The organism is Paenibacillus sp. FSL R5-0928 (genome assembly GCF_037970385.1).
Classification (GTDB): domain Bacteria; phylum Bacillota; class Bacilli; order Paenibacillales; family Paenibacillaceae; genus Paenibacillus_AQ; species Paenibacillus_AQ odorifer.
The window spans coordinates 6555844-6575243 of sequence record NZ_CP150225.1 but is presented as its reverse complement, the minus strand read 5'-3'; the positions used below and the strand labels follow the sequence as shown (position 1 = coordinate 6575243).

The window sequence follows — 19400 nt, the reverse complement described above, 5'->3', positions numbered from 1 at the left end:
TTATATATAATTAGCAGAGGGGCACTATATAGTGAGATTTAGTAAAAAAAGACTTGCGAAATTTGGAATTGTTGGAGTGATATCTCTTTTTATTTTTTACGCTTTTTTCATATTTTTTATTCAACCATCTAACAAAATGAAATTGGAGCTAACTGTAAAGAGTGGAGAAAAAGATTATTTTCAAGTGTATTTTTTAAAGAATAATGAGCAGTTAAATGAGGAACAGTCGGTAGTTGCGAATTATAATAAAGTGGGAAAGTTTGAACCACTTAAGTTCCCTTTAGATGATGATGTTCAAAAATTAAGATTAGATTTAGGTACAAAACCTGGAGATTTATTTATAAGCAATATATCTATTAGCTCACCCTTACACTCTTATGAAATCAACATGAAAGATATTGATTTAAAAAACAGTAATCAAGTAGAAAATTTAAAATACGAACAAGGAAATTTGTCTGTTTCAGTTTTAGGAGAAGATCCTTATATTGAATTTGTTCCTTCGAACGAGATAAAAGAAAATATAATAAAAGATAATCAAACAGTTCAGCAACTTCTTGCCTTTGGTATAGCATTATTAACTGCTATTATTTTTTTAGTTTTTGTGAAATTACGTTCTGATATCAAATATTTATTTCAAGAGCTGTATTACAATAAGAAGATGCTCTATTTCTTATCGGTAAATGATTTTAAAACAAAGTATGCAGGTTCATATTTGGGTGTGATTTGGGCATTCGTACAGCCAGTCGTTACTGTTTTGATATATTGGTTTGTTTTTGAAGTTGGATTTAGATCGGGTTCGGTACATAGTGTTCCTTTTATACTATGGTTAGTGGCAGGTATTGTTCCGTGGTTCTTTTTTGCGGAAGCCTGGGGAAGTGCGACAAATTGCCTAATGGAGTATAGTTATTTAGTAAAAAAAATAGTTTTCCAAATTAGATTACTTCCTTTAGTGAAGATAACATCTTCTTTCTTTGTACATTTATTTTTTGTTATTCTGACCTTTATTATCTTCCTTCTGTATGGTGTTAATCCCTCTATGTACGCTACACAGGTAGTGTACTACTCATTGTGTACGATCTGTTTTGTCTTTAGTTTATCGCTCATTTCGAGTTCCCTCATAGTCTTCTTTAAAGATTTAGGACAAATTATTAGCTTGATATTACAGTTTGGTATGTGGTTAACCCCAATTTTGTGGAGTTCAACTATGCTTCCGGCCTCTTATCGTTGGATACTTAAAGTGAATCCTGTCTATTATATTGTCGAAGGATATCGTGATGCTCTAATTAATAAGGTATGGTTCTGGGAACGGTATAACCAATCTATTTATTTTTGGTTACTCACATCGATATTGTTCTTAATAGGTATTACAATTATGAAGAGAATGAAACCACATTTTGCAGATGTGCTTTAGAAAAGGTGAGGGATATGAGTAAAGAGTTGGCTATTAGAGCTGAAAATATAACAAAAGTGTACAAGCTTTATGAGAAGCCTGTACACCGTTTAAAAGAGTCTTTGAGTATTCGGAAAATGACTTACCATCGTCCCTTCTATGCACTTAACGATGTTAGCATGGAAATATATAGAGGCGAAGTAGTTGGTATAATTGGAAAGAACGGATCAGGGAAGTCTACAATTCTAAAAATTATTACTGGTGTGTCATCACCTACCTCTGGAGGGGTTTGTGTTAATGGCAAAGTCTCTGCATTATTAGAACTTGGTGCAGGATTTAACTTGGAGTATACAGGTATAGAAAATATATACTTGAATGGTATGATGATGGGGTTTGGTCGAGAGGAAATGGATGCAAAATTAAATAGTATTCTGGAATTTGCAGATATAGGTGATTTTGTTTATCAACCAGTTAAAGCTTATTCCAGTGGTATGTTCGCAAGGTTAGCTTTTTCAGTAGCTATTAATGTGGATCCAGAAATATTAATAGTCGATGAGGCGTTGGCAGTTGGTGACCTGAAATTCCAAATAAAATGTATGGAAAAGTTTAGTGAGTTTCGAGACAAGGGTAAAACTATATTATTTGTTTCTCATGATATAAACAGTATAAAGCGTTATTGCAACAGAGCAATCTGGTTGAATTCAGGAAGGATCGAAGCACAGGGCGACACCGACTTGATATGTGATCGTTATACCGATTATCTGAAATACGGCGAAAAATCTACAAAATCTAATGAAAATGAGGATAATAAAGAAAAATTAAAACTGAATGATGATATGATAGGTGTTATCGAAAGATTTCAGATTATTGATACTAATGGTAAGGAAATTGATGAAATCGAATATAACTCCAATTTCAATTTAAAGATTGATTTTGAAATGAATACTGATAATTTAGATATAGTTATTGGGGTAGCTATTCATACTATCGATGATATCTACGTCTGCGGTGTTAATACTTTATTAGATAAAGAAAAAGTTTCTTATAAAAAAGGAATAAACACTATTTATTTGGAATACGAAGGATTTAATTTATTGGGTGGCAGCTATTATTTTGATGTAGCAATTTTTGAAAACAATGCTCATGTACCCATTGATTATAGAGCAAGAATTAAAGAGTTTTTTGTAAGATCTGCTTATATAGGTGAGGGTATTTGTGTTCTTCCGCATAAATGGAAAATGGATGGTGATTGATAGTGAAATATGATTTCGATTTGGATGTCTCGTCTAAAAACTCTTTGTCACTTATTATAAAAAAAATCAGACCAGGGTCGACAGTATTAGAATTTGGTCCTGCTGCTGGAAGAATGACAAAATATTTAAAGGAACAATTAAATTGTAAAGTTTATATTGTTGAGATAGACGAAGTTGCTGCAAAGAAAGCTTCATTTTTTGCTGAAGATGTAGTAATAGGTAATATCGAAGATTTTAAATGGTTTGAGCAGTATGAAAATGTGAAGTTTGATCACATTATTTTTGCTGATGTATTAGAACATCTCTACAATCCTCAGATTGTTATGAACAAATGCGTAGAACTCCTAAAAATAGGGGGTTCTTTGTTGATTTCAGTTCCCAATATTGCCCATAATAGTGTCATTATTGATTTGCTGCACAACAAATTTGAATACAGAAAAACGGGTCTACTTGACGATACTCATATACGTTTTTTCACATATACCAGTTTAATAAATATGATATCTACCTGTAATTTAGCTGTTAAGTGGGAAGATGCAATTATAAAACGCGTGGGTGAAACAGAATTGGGTAATTTTTTTGATGGGTTACCAAATGGTGTTGTTAAATTCCTGAAAAATAGACCCTTATGTGATTTATACCAATTTGTTATGGAACTACAACCCCAACAGGAGAATTCTAGCAAAATAAGAAATGTTGTAACTAAGGGAGATTACTATTATTCGCAGCTATATGTTGATTGCGGTGATGGTATCACAGAAGAACAAAGCTTAACGATAAGAGCGAATGCTTCTTCTCGAGAGTATGAATTTGATTTAATAGGATACGAGGGGATCGAAAGATTGCGATTTGATCCATTGAATGTGAATTGTATCATTAATATAGAGGAAATCGTTTGTATTGATAAAAACGGTGAGCAACTAGTTATAGATAGATATGGTAATAACGCGGATTTTTCAGATGGGAGTACGTTTTTGTTTCTTCATGAAGACCCACAAATTCTCTTTGATTCACCACGAATGGAACTAAGTAGAATTATCGTTAGACTGAGTTGTATAGATTATGAGTTTAGTAAGCCTGATTGGTTATTAGGAAAACTCAGAGGTTCTGAATATAAAATACAATCGATAGAAAAGGAATATACTGATCTCCTGTTGGAAAATTCGAATTTAAAGCTGAAAAATAAGCAATTTGAAGTTCTTCTTGAAGATAGTCTGGAGAAGAGTAAAGAAAGTATAGAGGAATTGTTGCAGAGAATATCAAGTGTAGAAGAAAGGTCAGACAAAGAATTAATCTTGAGGAAACAAGAAGAATTGAAGGTTAGTCAAATAACTGAAGAGTTAAATATGAAAACTGAAGAATTGAACGTGAGAGTTAATGAACTCAATAAAATATATTCAACAATTCTAGGAAAACTAATTGCTAGAATGATTAAATAAACGAGATTGGTGTGATAAAAGTTGAATGAAGCTACAAATTTAGTACAGAATATTATCGAACGAAATCATATCAAAAAAAATATTTTAAGGCAAACGACTCGGTTAAATTCTTTAGAAGTTGAGAACGCATCTGTAGGTACGCACGGACTATTAGTTTCAGAAAATAATAAGTCAGTATTTATTAATTTCAAACTTGAAACCAGTAAGAAATATTATAAATTAGTATATAATATTTCGAATACAGAGACTACTGGAGAAGTTATATTACATGTGAAAGGCAATAATCAAAGGCATGAAAAGTACCATCTAGGAACATTTTATGGAACTCCCATTGTGTATTTCTTAAAGTGTGATTTTGATGCGGAGATTATTACATTGGAAATAGCAGAGGCTTCTTCTTTTACTCTCGGTCAGTTGGAACTAATTCAGATATCCAATTCTGAGTATAAGGCGAATAAATTGAAGCAATATACGGGGAAGTTACGCAGGGTTGTTAGTAAACAACCACATCTGAGAGCAAAATTCTTTAAAGAATTGAAGGAGAACGGGCTAAAGCAGGCTATCCAAAAAACGAAGAGTAAACTCTATCAGAACGTGGATAGTTACAATAATATTCAAGTGAGCGGTCAGGATTTTAAAAGGGAAATCTCGTTAAAACAGAGTAATACTGTTTTATTTGTTTCTCATGATGCGCAAAATGCGGGGGCATCTATCCTTTCTCTTAACATTGTAAAAACGTTAAAGAAGGTTTTTAATAAGGATGTTATTGTTTTGTTACTAAAAGGCGGTCCACTTGTTAATGAGTTTTCCAAGTATGCTACCATAATTAATTTCAATCAGAATTCTCTCTCCTACTTAGAGAATGAAGAAGAAGTTAACAAAATAATTAATGAGTTTAAGGATAAAGGAGTAAATATTTGTATCTCTAACTCCGTTGTTTCAAATATCCTTACTAAATTAATGTTTGAACATGGTATAAAGGTTATTTCACTTGTCCATGAACTACCCACTTCTATAAAGACTTATGATTTTATAGAAGCAGCAAATTATGCTGTTCAATATTCTGACAAAATTGTGTTTCCAAATAATTTTGTTAGAGAGTCTTTCGCAGATTGTTTTCCAGTAGATGAAAAGAAGGTACATATAAGACCTCAAGGCATATATAACAAACGTAGAGGTGCTTTGGATAAACAGGCTGCAAAAAAGAAACTTTGTGAAAATTTGAAGATTGAACCAGATTCGACTATCCTCTTAGGCGGGGGATACGGTGATCTTCGTAAAGGGTTTGATATTTTCTTCTCAATAGCAAAAGAAATGTTAGTGGGGGAGAATGGAGGAAAACTACATTTTGTATGGGTTGGGCAAGTCGAACCAATACTGGAAAAGTGGATGAAACATGATGCGGAAATCTTAAAGTTAGACTCATATATCCACCAAATTGATTTTCAAACTAATCTTTCCCCGATCTTACAGGGAGCTGACTTATTCTTACTTCCTTCACGGGAAGATCCATTTCCTTCTATTGTATTAGAGGCAATTGATAATGGTACGCCTACAGTTACTTTTGAGGGGAATGGCGGCATGGGGGAATTTATTAAAAGGTTAGGTGTTAGACCAGCCCCATATTTGAATACTAAAGATTTTGCATCAGAGATTTATAGGATTTTAGGCGATGAGCAATCATATGAAAGTATAAAGCAACTTGGGCTGGAATTAATCGAAAAGGAATTGGATTTTTCAGATTATGTTAACCAATTGTTGCATATGACACAAGGTGAGGAGACTTTTAGCAAAGAGGTTTCTGTAATCATCCCCAATTATAACTATGAAAATTATATCGAAGATAGATTGAACTCTATTATTTATCAAACAGTGAAACCAAAAGAAATTATTTTTCTGGATGATATGTCTACTGATAATAGTGTGCAAGTGGCAGAAAGAATACTAAAGAGATCTAATATTCCTTATAAGATAATAAAAAATGAAGTGAATGTGGGTTGTTTTGGCCAATGGATCAGAGGAATTAAAGAGGCTACTGGAGATCTAATATGGATTGCTGAAGCTGATGATTTATGTGAGAGTAATATGCTAGAGAAGTTAATCCCATCATTTGATGATGACGAGGTGAACTTGGCTTATTGCCAATCTGAAATTATAGATGGAAACTCTACTAAAGTTGGCTATATTTATTCTGAGTATACAAAGGATTTGTCATTAACTAAATGGGATTCTTCATATTGCATTGAAGGTAGAGAAGAAGTAGTCGAGGGGCTGGCTATTAAGAATACCATCCCTAATGCTAGTGCTGTATTATTCAGATCTTCTGCACTTGAGGGACTGGAAGAAATGCTATGCGATTATAAGATTGGAGGAGACTGGTTAGCGTATTTATATGCGCTAAAATTAGGAAAGATCTCTTTTGTTTCCGATATATTGAATTATCATAGAAGACACTCTAGTAGCATTGTAAGCAGAAGTGAGCAGAAGCTTGAATTGTTTAAAGAGATGTTAGCTATCAAATTATTTATTTTAGAGAACTTTGAGATCCCCGGATTTATAGTAGATAGATTTCTTCAACATATTCCAAATGAATATGCAAGATTAGGCTGTAAAGGTTATGAGAGTAAGGATATACTGAAAAACGATGTATTAGCTGATAAATTCTTGAACTTAGAAAATGAAGCTAGAAAGAAAGTTAATTCGGTTAATTATTTACGTATCAAAAAAAGGATACTATTTGTTGCTCCTGATTTTGAGGTGGGAGGAGGACAAATGTTGGTTGTTAGATTAGCCAATTTTTTTGCTTCCTTTCAAGATGTGTATGTGTACAATGCTAGACCTTGGTTAGAAGATTCAATGATGTCAGGTATGATTTCAAAAAATGTGAATGTTTTGAAAAGTAATGGTAACCCGGATGAACTGAGATCATATATTAATGATTTGAAAATTGAGGTTATAAATAGTCATATTTGGTGGTCCGATAAAATTACCTATCATGCAATTCAAGGTAATCAAAATATTAATTGGGTGTTAGCTATGCACGGATGCTACGAGGCATTAATAGAAAATCCTGATTGGGATAATGATTTTTCAAGTCTAGTTAAACCTGTTCTTGATCGAGCTAACAGTATTATTTATGCAACTAATAAGAATAAAAGAGTATTTGATACTGTTGAAGTAAATAATATCGATAAGTTATACAAAGTGTATTATGGATATCAATTACAAAATATCGGTTTAAAAGATAAGACGGAACTTGGTATAGCAGAAGACGATTTCGTATTTGGCCTTGTATCTCGTGCAATAAAAGAAAAGGGTTGGGAAGAGAGTATCACCGCTGTTATTAACTTAAATGAAGAACTTGAAAGAAAGATTCATTTAATTTTAGTAGGGCATGGTCAATACGCTAATGAGATGAGAGAGAAATATAAAGATAATAAGTTCATCCATTTTATCATGGACTTGAAAAAACCATCTGAATGGATCGGATGGGTAAAAGCATTTGATGTAGCAATCCTTCCGAGTTATTTTATATCTGAAAGTCTTCCCAATTCTATCATTGAATATCTTGCTTATGATAAGCCTGTAATATCTACTAATATTGGAGAAATTCCAAAAATGTTACATTCTGTAAAAGAGGATAAATATGCAGGTATCATACTTGAACTTAACGAGGAAAGAATAGTTGATGTTCAAGAACTTACAGATGCAATGCGAGTGATGGTTACAGACTCAGGACAATACTCTGAATATGCAAAAAATACGAAATTATTATTCGAACAATTTAAAATGAGCAATTTTGCGTCTGCGTATTTTAGATTGTTCTGATTTTCCCCCTTTTATAAAGAGGGAGAGACCGACGAAAGGGTTGTTTAACTTATGAATGTTTTTATATTGGGCGGGGCTGGATTTATAGGGGCACATCTAACGAAAAAAATGTGTGAAAGTAACTATAATGTTACTGTGTACGATCGACACATCACCGATAAAAGTTTGCCAGATGTTGAATTCACTGCAATAGAAGGGGATTTCTTGACGGAAGATCACTTTGATAATTTACTGGAAAACCAGGATGTTGTTATACATCTGATAAGTACGGTATCTCCTTATTCTTCCATGTTAAATATTACCGACTCCTATAGGAATGATGTTATAAAAACCTTAGAACTGCTTGAAGCAGCGAAGAGAAAGAGGATAAAGAAAGTGATTTTCTTGTCCTCGGGAGGAACTGTTTATGGAGATTTCAATGAGGTAGATCTTCTAAATGAAGACAGCAACTCTCACCCTTTGAATCATTATGGGATAATGAAACTTACTATTGAAAAAATTCTATTAATGTACAATCAACTATATGATATGAATAATATTATTTTGCGTGTAGCCAATCCGTATGGTCCTGGACAAGACCCTGAGAAGAAGATTGGTGCTATTTCAGTGTTTTTAGACACTATATTAACTCGTAATACTATTACCGTTTGGGGCGATGGTTCAACGGTAAGAGATTACATTGAAATATCAGATGTGATTGAGGCAGTTATGTCTGCTGTGGAATATATTCATACAGAGCATAGCGTTAAACCTATTTTTAACGTGGGCACAGGAATTGGTACAAGTATTATTGAGATAATCAAACAGATTGAGATTATCACTAAGGTTAAAGCACATGTGGATTACAAAGGCATGAGAGATATTGATGTGAAGCGAAATGTACTCGATCCAAGAAGAGCTAAAGAATATCTGGGATTCGAGTCTAAAATTAATGTTGATCAGGGGATAAGAAAACTGTTGTCCGAACGCGACAAGTTTTTAAGGGAATAAATCATGAATGTATCTATCGTTATTCCTAATTTTAATGGCGAAAAATTTTTGATTGACTGTCTGACTACTTTAAAAGAACAATCATATCAAGATTATGAAACTATATTGGTTGATAATGGTTCGACAGATGATAGTATTAAACTTGCACTAGAAATAATGCCGGAAATTAATTGCCTATTACTAGATGAGAATAAAGGATTTAGTGCTGCAGTAAATCAAGGGATTTTAAATAGTAAAGGTAAATATGTGGCCTTACTAAATAATGATACTCTTCTAACGGTCAAATGGCTTGAAAATCTTCTCGCCTGTATTGAGAGCGATGAAAATGTTTTTTCTTGTTCCAGTAAAATGATCCAATTTCATGATAATAAACTCATAGATAATGCTGGTGATGCGTTTACTGTGTTTGGATGGGCATATCAAGAGGGACATGGTGAAAATATAAATAAATACTTGGATAATAGGTACATTTTTACTTCTTGCGCGGGTGCGGCAATATATAGACGGGAAGTTTTTGATAAGATAGGTTATTTTGATGAGCAATTTTTTGCATATTTAGAGGATGTGGACATTGGTTATAGAGCTCGTATAGAAGGTTACGATAATTTATATTGCGCAGAATCAATTATCTATCACATAGGAAGTGCTACCACAGGAAACGGATATAATTCTGTGAAAGTAAAATTATCTGCCAGAAATAATGTATACCTGCTCTATAAAAATATGTTAGGGATTCAACTGCTTCTCAACGCCCCATTCCTAATTGTAGGGCATTTATTTAAATATCAATTTTATAAAAAAATTGGTTTTCAAAAGGAGTATTCTGAAGGAATACGTCAAGGTATTACCAATAGGAAAAACCTTACCAAAACTGAATTTAAAATTAGTAATATGCGTAATTATGTTAGTATACAATGCTGGCTTATTAAAAAGGGTTTGCAATACGGAATTGTGAAAATTAAGAAGATGTTAAAATTGAAAAATGATATCTGATAATATTTATAGAAGAAATAGTTCCTAGGATATCGTACTCACTAGAGTAACATTAATAATTTAGCGATCAATTATGGAATGATATTTTAATATTATCTGATTGTGAAAAAGTGTGTGATTTATAGTGAATTAATGTTTTTTATTTATTTTACGCTATAGATTTTTTCTTGTTTAATAGAATAATTCGGATAAATAGAGAAAGAAGGTGGGTACAAGAATGAGTAGGAAATTAAAGCCTCAAAATATTTTTTTGATTTTAGCATCTATTTTTGGACTGATATGGGTGGTGTTTGTTCCTCCATTTCAATCAGCTGATGAATTCGCCCATTTTTATCGGGCTTATGAAATTTCAGAACGTAATTTAGTAACTGAAAATATTAATGGTGAGATCGGAAATTACCTTCCTATTGCAATTAGGGATTTTGAAGCTGCGGTTGGAGGAGGGACCATCACACGGAATTATGAAAACAAAGCAACGATTGAGAGTTTGAAAAATGCTGCTAAAATTCATGTTGTTCCTGGTGAAAATGATTTTTTTCTTTTTCCAAGTTCCGCGGTTTATCATCCAATAGTATATTTACCACAAGCAATTGGGATCAAATTGGGAAATTTACTGAATTTTAATTTATTATTTACTTTCTATTTAGGTCGACTTTTCAACCTATTTACGTACATAGCGATGACCTATCTCTCGATAAAATTAATCCCCAAGTTGAAATACACTTTTTTATTGCTCGCTATTATGCCGATGACTATTAATCAAGCAGCATCCCTTAGTGCAGATGCGCTAACAAACGGAGCACTATTTCTGTTTTTCGCCTACCTCATGTATTTAATTTTTGATCCCAATATTAAATTTATTTCTAGAAAACAATTTATTTCTTTATTAATAATAACTTGTATAGTGGCGGCTTCTAAGAATGCATATTTCCTCATTTGTCTTTTGGTATTTCTATTACCAAAAGAAAAGACAGCCAGTTTCAAGCAGTATATTACTTACGTCGCTACTATAGTAGCTTCAAGTTTACTTGTTCTGTTGTCATGGGGGCTAATATTAAAGAGTATTAAAGTAACTTTTCCAATTGATCCTATGATGCAATTGAGTACAGCTTTGCATCACCCTTTTGATTATATTCATAAATTGGTAAATACTTTTATCGATTTTGACTATTTATATGTTCAATTTGTTGGTGTTTTTGGTTGGGGAGAGACTTCTGTACATTATTTCAGTGCCATTATCTACCTATGTATGCTCGTGACGTCTGTAATTATTGAAATGAAAAATAGCGATAATAATCTTCTTCATATTAAGAAAGGATTTATTTTGTTTGCAGTATCATTACTAACTGTAATTATTATAGCATCCACGTTATATCTTACATGGACGCAAGGTGAGGATAATGTCATATATGGATTGCAAGGAAGGTATTTTATACCGATATCCATAATATTTCTGTATTCTATTTATTTATTGACTCCAATTATTAAAAGGATACGGCAACAATATATCTACATGGCTTTGATCTTTATTGTTTTGTTGTTATCCTTGCAAAAAGTTGTGCATCGATTTTGGTAAGGTATTATTTTCCTGGAACCAGTTAGAACAACACATCTTAAAGGGAGTAAGTATGAATAAAAAGAAAATCCTATTGATAATACCTGCTTATAATGAAGAAGATAATATTTTGCGGCTTTTAAACAATATCAAAGCAACTAACATTCCGAATTCAGAGATATTAGTCATTAATGATTGTTCAGCTGATACTACTAGTCGTATGTGTAAAAATATAGGGGTTTCAGTTGTGGATCTTCCGTGTAATTTGGGTATTGGTGGAGCAGTTCAAACGGGATATAAATATGCTCACAATTTTGGTTTTGACATTGCTATTCAAGTAGATGGGGATGGTCAGCATAATCCTAAATATATTTCCAAATTAATAGAGCCCTTATTAAATGATGAAGCTGATTTGGTAATTGGTTCTCGTTATATTGAGAAAACGGGATTTCAAAGTTCAAGGATAAGAAGAATTGGTATAAATTATTTTTCTAATCTTTTGTTGCTCCTTACTAATCAAGTCATTACTGATCCGACATCTGGATTTCGTGCTTGTAATAAAGGTGTAATTGAACTTTTCTCGAAGAGATATCCTACAGATTATCCAGAACCTGAGTCAATAATGTATCTAAAGAGAAACGGGTTTTCTTTGAAGGAAGTTCCTGTGGAGATGAAATCGAGGCAGGGAGGAAAATCGTCCATCACAAAATTGAAATCAGTATATTATATGCTGAAAGTCTCTTTAGCTATACTTATTGATAAAATGAGAAAGCAAATTGTATAAGAAGGAAGTAAAATATGATATCTTATAAGCTTCAAGTTATTTTGTTAATTGGTTCTGTTCTTTGCTTTGTTCTTCTTATCAATATGATTCGTAAATATCGTATTGAGTTGAAGTACTCAATGTTATGGTTATGTATAATGTTAATTGTCCTTGTTCTTTCCATATTCCCCAGTTCGTTTGAAACGATTGCTGGTCTGATGGGTATAGAGATACCTGTAAATGCACTGTTCTTGCTTTCTATTTTTGGAGTTACTTTAATTTTATTTTCATTAACTATAGTGATATCGAGGTCAACAATAAAAGTGAAAGAATTATCACAAGAAATTGGGTTGCTTAAGTACGAAGTGGAAGAGTTAAAACGAACAAAAAATAATGAAAAATGAGGTGATACTACGTTACGTTCATCTGGTATAATTAATGCTTTGTTGCTTTTATTTAACATTGTCATGTTAGCTTCGGGACAAATTTTCTTTAAATTAGGACTAGAGAAAATGGGAGGGGTTAGTTTAAATAATGCATGGAAAGCATTATTTAATATCCAAATTATAGCAGGTCTACTGCTATATGTTTTTGCAACATTAGTTTGGTTTGTTGTTTTATCTAGAGTGCCTTTAAGTGTTGCTTACCCTGTACAAAGTATAGCTTATGTTCTAGGCTTACTCGCTGCTCTGTTCATATTTAATGAACCAGTTTCACTTATGAAATGGCTAGGAATGATAGTAATAATGGTTGGCGTTTTTGTAATAGCAGTGGATTAATCTATATGGATATTATTTTTGATCAGGTGAAGATATATTTATTTTTTTATCCAAATACAGCGTAATATAAAGATTATTATTTTCACACCGTGAAGACTTAAAAAATCCTTGTGACTGAAACCGATGGACATAATTCTCAATGAAAGCTAGTGGTTAACACAGGTAATCACATGCCGAAGAATTAGGAAAACTGGAACTTTAGATGTAAAGGAGTTTTGTGATTATGAAAGTTACACCTCTACAACTACAAGGCGCTAGTATACTAGAACCTGTGGTCCACGGCGACAACCGGGGTTTTTTTATGGAAAGCTACAACGAAGAAATCATGCACAAGCTTGGCGTTAACTATCAATTTATCCAAGATAACCAATCTCTTTCTGCAGAGGTTGGGGTGTTGCGTGGCTTACATTACCAGTTAAACCCTAAAGCTCAAACTAAATTAATTCGCGTCTTATCCGGTGCTATTTATGATGTTATCGTCGATATCCGTCGTACTTCTCCAACATTTGGGCAATGGGTGGGAGTAATTCTTAGCGAATATAATAAGCGTCAGCTACTGGTGCCTAAAGGCTTCGCGCATGGTTTTTGTACGTTAGTGCCTAACACCCAAGTATTATATAAGGTGGACGAATATTATTCCCCTGAAAATGATCGTGGCATATTATGGAATGACCCAACCTTAGGTATTGATTGGCCGACTTCTAGTCCGATATTGTCGGATAAGGATCAACGTCATCCATTACTGAAAGATGCGGAAATAAACTTTGATTAACAGTGGTAAGCAAGAACTTGAATATAATCTCAAAGAACAAAAGGTGGGCTATAAATGAAACTGCTAGTTACTGGCGGGGCTGGGTTTATCGGCAGCAACTTTGTGCTGTACATGTTACAACAACACCCTGATTACGAAATTGTTAATGTGGATGCATTGACTTACGCAGGTAATCTGGAGAACCTAAAATCGATCGAGAATCATCCGAACTATACGTTCGTGAAGGCTGATATTACAGATGTTACTGCGATGGATGAACTGATTAGCCAGGGTGTGGATGTCGTTGTTAATTTCGCGGCTGAATCGCATGTGGATCGGAGTATTTTAGAGCCGGAAGTGTTTGTGAAGACGAACGTACTTGGAACACAAGTACTTTTGGATGCGGCGAAAAAATACAGTATCACTAAGTTTGTTCAAGTATCTACGGATGAGGTATATGGATCACTGGGTGCGACTGGATTATTCACCGAAGAAACTCCTTTGGCTCCTAACAGTCCATATTCAGCAAGCAAAGCAGGCGGAGACTTGCTAGTACGTGCATATCACGAAACGTTTGGACTGCCAGTGAATATTACCCGCTGCTCAAACAATTATGGCCCGTACCAATTCCCGGAAAAACTTATTCCGCTGATGATCTCCCGCGCACTTGCTGATCAAGCGTTGCCTGTTTATGGCGATGGAATGAATATCCGCGACTGGTTGTATGTTGAGGATCATTGCAGCGCGATTGATCTGGTTATTCACAAGGGTGTGAACGGCGAAGTCTACAACATTGGTGGTAATAATGAACGTACGAATGTGCATATTGTAAACACGGTATTGCAGGAACTAGGCAAGCCTGATTCTTTGATTACTTATGTTCAAGACCGTCCTGGTCATGATCGCCGTTATGGTATTGATCCAACTAAGATTATGAATGAACTGGGATGGAAGCCGAAACATACATTTGAAACAGGTATTAAAGAAACTATCCAATGGTATCTCAATAACCGCGAGTGGTGGACCCGTATTCAATCTGGGGAATACCAAAAATATGCTGAACAGCAATATGGTGATCGATTAGGTGACTCATTGTAATTTTGATACGGGGGTAAAATAGCTATGAAGGTACTTGTTACAGGTGCGGCCGGACAACTGGGTCAGGACGTAGTTTTACTGCTCCAGCATCAAGGTCACGAAGTGTTGGCTTGCGATCGTCAGGAGATGGATATTACTGATCTGGATCAGTGCATCCAAGTTATTGGCGGTTTTGGACCGGATGCGGTTATTCACTGTGCTGCTCATACGGCAGTAGATGCGGCAGAAAGTGATATTGATGCAGCTTATTTAATTAATGCTACTGGAAGCCGAAATGTAGCGCTAGCTTCTGAAAAAGCTGGAGCCAAGCTGGTGTATATTAGCACGGATTATGTGTTTGATGGTATGGGAGCACAGCCTTACCATGAATATGATAATACAGACCCTAAGAGTATATACGGCAAATCGAAACGTGCGGGTGAGGTACTCGTTCAATCCCTCTCCTCTAAGTATTTCATCGTACGAACATCATGGGTGTACGGCAAATACGGGAATAACTTTGTCAAAACAATGCTAAAGCTTGGTCAAGAAAAGCCAATGCTTCAAGTTGTCGATGACCAAAAAGGTTCGCCTACTTATACAGTCGATTTAGCTCGATTCTTGCTTGAGCTTGTTCAAACTGAGAAGTATGGTGTATACCATGCGTCAAATAGCGACTCTTGTACCTGGTTTGAATTTACACAGGCGATCTTTGTAGAGGCCGAGGATATTTTGGGTTTCAAATTCACTGCTACGCTTGAACCCTGTGCCACGGAACAGTTTCCGAGACCTGCACCACGTCCTCGGAATTCGGTGATGGAGCATCTGTCGATACGTACGAATGGTTTTGAGGACATTCGGCCTTGGCGTGAAGGCTTGAGAGATTTCCTCTTAGAGCTAAAAGAATAGAATAACACCAATTGAAACTCCCAAATCGTTTATAACGATGCGGGAGTTTTTTGTGTTCTTTCGTTATAATAAGAAGGAAGCAGGTAGTTAATTAGAAATTACAAAGTCGAGGATACTCATGAATAACAAAACAGTTAGTGTACATATCGTGACCTACAACAGTGCGGATGACATTATAGATTGCTTAGAGGCAGTAATGGCACAGGATTATCCTATTGAGAAAATTGTTGTTGTGGATAATGCGTCTTCGGACGATTGTGCAGAGAAAGTGAATATGTTCTTTAACGCGATCGATAAAGGGGCTTTTTCAAGTAATTCACTAGAGGATTTAGAACCTTTCAATTCACAAGCTAACATGAAAGCGCCCACGAGCCTGCTACTTATCCAAAATCAAAAAAACACAGGCTTCGCCCCAGCCCATAACCAAGCTATAGCTACTACAGAAACAGATTATGTCCTCGTTCTCAATCCGGATTTGACGCTGGCTCCAGATTATATCTCTAGACTAATCGCACAAATGGAGACCAATCCTTTAATCGGCAGCGCCACAGGAAAGCTTTTGTTAAAGGCTGATCACGGATTAGTGGATAGCACTGGTTTACGGATGAATACAGCGCGGCGTGCATTTGATCGTGGTGCGGGTGAGCCAGCAGAACAATGGACACAGTCGGGGACAGTATTTGGCGTTTCTGGGGCGGCGGCGATGTATTCTCGACGGATGATCAACGACATAAGTGTTGATGGCGAGTTTTTTGATGCAGATTTTTTTGCCTATAAGGAAGATGTGGATGTGGCTTGGAGGGCGGAGTTATTCGGCTGGCGGGGATATTATGATGCTGAGGCAATTGGGTATCATGAACGTGGGTGGAAAACGTCTGGCCGCAGTACCAAACCGATGTTTATCCGACGAATATCTTACATTAATCGCTACAAAATGATCTACAAGAATGAATCGGCTCGAACTATGCTGAAGACAATCTTGGTTTCTCTTCCCTATGAAATTGCCGCTCATGGTTATATGCTTCTGAGAGAGCCAAAGTTAATCGTAGCATGGAAATCCTTTTTTACTCAGCTCCCAGCGTTGAAAAAGAAACGAAAATATATACAGACCGTCGTAAAAGAGAGAAAGAAACCCGTAAATTGAACAGTATCTGGTAAAACCTCCCTGAAAGGTCATCTCCTCTCAGGGAGGTTTTATGTTATAATAATTGTCGGTAGATTACTATATTTGTCAGGAGCGTTACGCAGTGAATGTAGATGTAAGCATACTTATTGTCAATTACAACACGTGTCGCCTGACGATGGACTGTATCAGGTCGGTATATGACTCAGAAACGAACTATTCCTATGAGATTATTTTGATAGATAACAATTCCCATGATGATTCGGTAGAGATGATTGGTAGAGAGTTTCCAAGTGTCATGTTGATCGCAAATAACGACAATGTCGGTTTTGCCCGTGCAAATAATCAGGGGATGGAAGCTTCATCCGGACGGTATGTACTATTGCTCAATTCAGATACGGTGGTACGCAGGGACACGCTGGAGACGATGATCTCCTTTATGGATGGTCGGTCCGATGTTGGGGCGTCAGGATGTAAGATTATTTTGCCAGACGGGTCGCTGGATAAAGCGTGTAAGCGTGGATTTCCTACACCGTCAGCTTCCTTCTATTATGCTTTTGGTTTCAGTAAGTTGTTTCCAGATCGACCGAAGTTTAACGGTTACCAGTTAGGTTATCTGGACCCTGATCTTGATTACCAGATAGATTGTCTGGTGGGTGCGTTTATGCTGCTGCGGCGGGAGACGATTGATCAGGTGGGCGGATTAGATGAAGAGTTTTTTATGTACGGTGAGGATTTAGATTGGTGCTATCGTATTAAAGAGGCTGGGTGGGAGATTTATTATTATCCGAAGACCTCCATCGTACATCTTAAAGGCGGCAGTGCCAGACGTAGACCGTTCAAGATCGTCTATGAATTTCACAGGGCAATGATTTTATTTCATCGTAAGCATTATAGTAGGAAGTACAACAGTATTATAAATGGAACAGTATATGCTGGTGTTGGTGTGAAATTTGCTCTGTCCCTTTTGCGGAATGCCCTAATCTTTCCTAAAGCAGTTCCATCACCTGCACAGAGTCTTAGCTCTGCTACGGAAACAGGCGCACGTAACGATAAGAATACTGAGGTGAGATTATGATTCGGCGGAATCAGAAATTTTTGACACAGCTCTATATGGTTGCTGACTTTCTTGTCATCCAACTGTCCTTTTTAGCGGCTTGGTGGATCAAGTTCAAGAGCGGATGGATGGAATCCTATAACACGCTGCCTGTAGAGTCTTACGCTTATTGGAGTATGATTTATGGTGCAGTAGCTGTCTTAATCGGTATCCTTTTATCGCTTTATTTGCCTAAGCGTAAGAAACGTTTTGTCGATGAATTTATTAAGATTTTCCAAGTGCATATCATGAGCATTTTCATCCTGCTCGGTCTAATGTTCTTCGTGAAAGAAATTGACATCTCCCGTACATATCTGGCTATTTATATGGGGTTTAATGTTCTTTCCATTATGCTTTACCGTTATGTGCTGAAGAAGATGCTTAAATCTTTGCGCGAAAAAGGATTGAACCGCCAGTTCGTACTTATCATCGGCGCAGGTACTCTTGGTAAAAGATTCTACAACAATTTGGAACAATATCCTGAGCTTGGATATGAAGCCATTGGCTTTTTAGACGATTACCATACTTGGGACGGGATTGAGGAGCAACGGTATAAACCTATCCTGGGAACGGTCGATCAGTTATCCGGAATGCTGGAGATGCTGCCTGTGGACGAGGTTATTCTAGCCTTGCCGCTCGATGCGCATTCTAAATATCCTTCGATTATTGCGGCCTGTGAAAAAGCAGGGGTACGCACATTGATTATTCCGGATTTCTTTGATTATTTACCGGCGCGTCCTTACTTTGATAACTTCGCAGGTATGCCAATGATTAATGTTCGTGATATTCCACTGGATATGACGGGTAATAAGATGGCAAAACGTTTGTTTGATATCGTGTTCTCTCTATTCGCGATTATTATGATATCTCCCGTGATGCTGATCGTAGCTCTCGGCGTACGTCTTACCTCACCGGGACCGATTATATTCCGGCAGGAACGTGTGGGACTTAATCGGCGTAATTTTATGATGTATAAGTTCCGTTCAATGAAGATGCAGCAGGACGGGGAAGAGGATACAGGTTGGAGTACGCGGGAAGATCCTCGTAGAACTCGATTTGGAACCTTTATCCGTAAGACAAGTCTGGATGAGCTTCCGCAATTTTTTAATGTATTACTGGGTCATATGAGTGTAGTTGGCCCACGGCCAGAACGACCGTTTTATGTAGAACAATTCCGTGATGAAATTCCGAAGTATATGGTGAAGCACCATGTGCGTCCAGGAATTACGGGCTGGGCACAGAGCAATGGGCTGCGCGGGGACACTTCAATTGAGGAACGGATTAAGCACGATATTTTCTATATCGAGAACTGGTCCTTACTGTTCGACATTCGAATTATTTTCAAAACGATTCGCAACGGCTTCGTTAACAAAAACGCATATTGAGACCTGCACTTATTTAGATTTGTGAAATTTTAATAATACCCCGTTTTGCCACTGGCAGAGCGGGGTATT

General features: G+C 36.0%; 16 protein-coding genes. All 16 read left to right on the top strand.

What is annotated here, in order from left to right; genetic code table 11:
* The first annotated feature begins 31 nt into the window (after positions 1-31).
* The 16 genes from MKZ16_RS29955 (at position 32) to MKZ16_RS29880 (ending at position 19331) form a co-directional block, all read left to right on the top strand.
* Positions 32-1411 (top strand): ABC transporter permease, encoded by a 1380-nt coding sequence (locus MKZ16_RS29955; RefSeq protein ID WP_244886397.1) that lies wholly within the window; start codon positions 32-34, stop codon positions 1409-1411.
* Positions 1412-1425: 14 nt separating this feature from the next.
* A complete protein-coding gene (locus tag MKZ16_RS29950) occupies positions 1426-2643 on the top strand; it encodes an ABC transporter ATP-binding protein (protein WP_076107100.1) in 1218 nt (405 codons plus the stop codon).
* Between the two features lie 2 nt (positions 2644-2645).
* The gene (locus MKZ16_RS29945; protein WP_052097350.1) at positions 2646-4082 is read left to right on the top strand and encodes a class I SAM-dependent methyltransferase; all 1437 of its coding nucleotides are present in this window, start codon (positions 2646-2648) and stop codon (positions 4080-4082) included.
* Between the two features lie 21 nt (positions 4083-4103).
* Positions 4104-7910 (top strand): glycosyltransferase, encoded by a 3807-nt coding sequence (locus MKZ16_RS29940; RefSeq protein ID WP_038573499.1) that lies wholly within the window; start codon positions 4104-4106, stop codon positions 7908-7910.
* Between the two features lie 51 nt (positions 7911-7961).
* The gene (locus MKZ16_RS29935) at positions 7962-8900 is read left to right on the top strand and encodes an NAD-dependent epimerase/dehydratase family protein (RefSeq protein ID WP_038573497.1); all 939 of its coding nucleotides are present in this window, start codon (positions 7962-7964) and stop codon (positions 8898-8900) included.
* Between the two features lie 3 nt (positions 8901-8903).
* Positions 8904-9893 carry a glycosyltransferase family 2 protein gene (locus MKZ16_RS29930; protein WP_038573496.1) on the top strand — a complete coding sequence of 330 codons (990 nt, stop codon included), beginning with the start codon at positions 8904-8906 and terminating at the stop codon, positions 9891-9893.
* A 217-nt stretch (positions 9894-10110) separates the two neighbouring features.
* Complete coding sequence (locus MKZ16_RS29925) at positions 10111-11469, top strand: DUF2142 domain-containing protein (RefSeq protein WP_038573495.1); 1359 nt, start codon at positions 10111-10113, stop codon at positions 11467-11469.
* 52 nt (positions 11470-11521) lie between these two features.
* Positions 11522-12232: a glycosyltransferase family 2 protein gene (locus MKZ16_RS29920; protein WP_038573494.1), complete on the top strand. Its 711-nt coding sequence runs from the start codon at positions 11522-11524 to the stop codon at positions 12230-12232.
* A 14-nt stretch (positions 12233-12246) separates the two neighbouring features.
* Positions 12247-12615 carry a DUF2304 domain-containing protein gene (locus MKZ16_RS29915; protein ID WP_038573493.1) on the top strand — a complete coding sequence of 123 codons (369 nt, stop codon included), beginning with the start codon at positions 12247-12249 and terminating at the stop codon, positions 12613-12615.
* A 63-nt stretch (positions 12616-12678) separates the two neighbouring features.
* Positions 12679-12990 carry an EamA family transporter gene (locus MKZ16_RS29910; protein ID WP_052097543.1) on the top strand — a complete coding sequence of 104 codons (312 nt, stop codon included), beginning with the start codon at positions 12679-12681 and terminating at the stop codon, positions 12988-12990.
* Between the two features lie 223 nt (positions 12991-13213).
* Complete coding sequence (gene rfbC, locus MKZ16_RS29905; RefSeq protein WP_038573489.1) at positions 13214-13762, top strand: dTDP-4-dehydrorhamnose 3,5-epimerase; 549 nt, start codon at positions 13214-13216, stop codon at positions 13760-13762.
* Positions 13763-13816: 54 nt separating this feature from the next.
* On the top strand, positions 13817-14839 hold the full coding sequence (gene rfbB, locus MKZ16_RS29900) for a dTDP-glucose 4,6-dehydratase (protein ID WP_038573487.1): 1023 nt from the start codon (positions 13817-13819) through the stop codon (positions 14837-14839).
* A gap of 24 nt (positions 14840-14863) precedes the next feature.
* On the top strand, positions 14864-15727 hold the full coding sequence (rfbD, locus tag MKZ16_RS29895) for a dTDP-4-dehydrorhamnose reductase (RefSeq protein ID WP_038573485.1): 864 nt from the start codon (positions 14864-14866) through the stop codon (positions 15725-15727).
* 118 nt (positions 15728-15845) lie between these two features.
* Complete coding sequence (locus MKZ16_RS29890; RefSeq protein ID WP_076107102.1) at positions 15846-16871, top strand: glycosyltransferase family 2 protein; 1026 nt, start codon at positions 15846-15848, stop codon at positions 16869-16871.
* A 103-nt stretch (positions 16872-16974) separates the two neighbouring features.
* Complete coding sequence (locus tag MKZ16_RS29885) at positions 16975-17928, top strand: glycosyltransferase family 2 protein (RefSeq protein ID WP_076107104.1); 954 nt, start codon at positions 16975-16977, stop codon at positions 17926-17928.
* Positions 17925-19331: an undecaprenyl-phosphate glucose phosphotransferase gene (locus tag MKZ16_RS29880; protein WP_076107105.1), complete on the top strand. Its 1407-nt coding sequence runs from the start codon at positions 17925-17927 to the stop codon at positions 19329-19331. The genes MKZ16_RS29885 and MKZ16_RS29880 overlap by 4 nt, the downstream gene beginning before the upstream one ends.
* Positions 19332-19400 lie beyond the last annotated feature (69 nt).

Excerpts from the sequence above, each read along its gene's own strand:
- MKZ16_RS29915 (WP_038573493.1), top strand. The coding sequence starts at position 12,247 with ATGATATCTTATAAGCTTCAAGTTATTTTGTTAATTGGTTCTGTTCTT.
- rfbD (WP_038573485.1), top strand. The coding sequence starts at position 14,864 with ATGAAGGTACTTGTTACAGGTGCGGCCGGACAACTGGGTCAGGACGTA.
- MKZ16_RS29925 (WP_038573495.1), top strand. The coding sequence starts at position 10,111 with ATGAGTAGGAAATTAAAGCCTCAAAATATTTTTTTGATTTTAGCATCT.
- MKZ16_RS29880 (WP_076107105.1), top strand. The coding sequence starts at position 17,925 with ATGATTCGGCGGAATCAGAAATTTTTGACACAGCTCTATATGGTTGCT.
- MKZ16_RS29910 (WP_052097543.1), top strand. The coding sequence starts at position 12,679 with ATGTTAGCTTCGGGACAAATTTTCTTTAAATTAGGACTAGAGAAAATG.
- rfbB (WP_038573487.1), top strand. The coding sequence starts at position 13,817 with ATGAAACTGCTAGTTACTGGCGGGGCTGGGTTTATCGGCAGCAACTTT.
- MKZ16_RS29890 (WP_076107102.1), top strand. The coding sequence starts at position 15,846 with ATGAATAACAAAACAGTTAGTGTACATATCGTGACCTACAACAGTGCG.
- MKZ16_RS29950 (WP_076107100.1), top strand. The coding sequence starts at position 1,426 with ATGAGTAAAGAGTTGGCTATTAGAGCTGAAAATATAACAAAAGTGTAC.
- MKZ16_RS29920 (WP_038573494.1), top strand. The coding sequence starts at position 11,522 with ATGAATAAAAAGAAAATCCTATTGATAATACCTGCTTATAATGAAGAA.
- MKZ16_RS29930 (WP_038573496.1), top strand. The coding sequence starts at position 8,904 with ATGAATGTATCTATCGTTATTCCTAATTTTAATGGCGAAAAATTTTTG.
- rfbC (WP_038573489.1), top strand. The coding sequence starts at position 13,214 with ATGAAAGTTACACCTCTACAACTACAAGGCGCTAGTATACTAGAACCT.
- MKZ16_RS29935 (WP_038573497.1), top strand. The coding sequence starts at position 7,962 with ATGAATGTTTTTATATTGGGCGGGGCTGGATTTATAGGGGCACATCTA.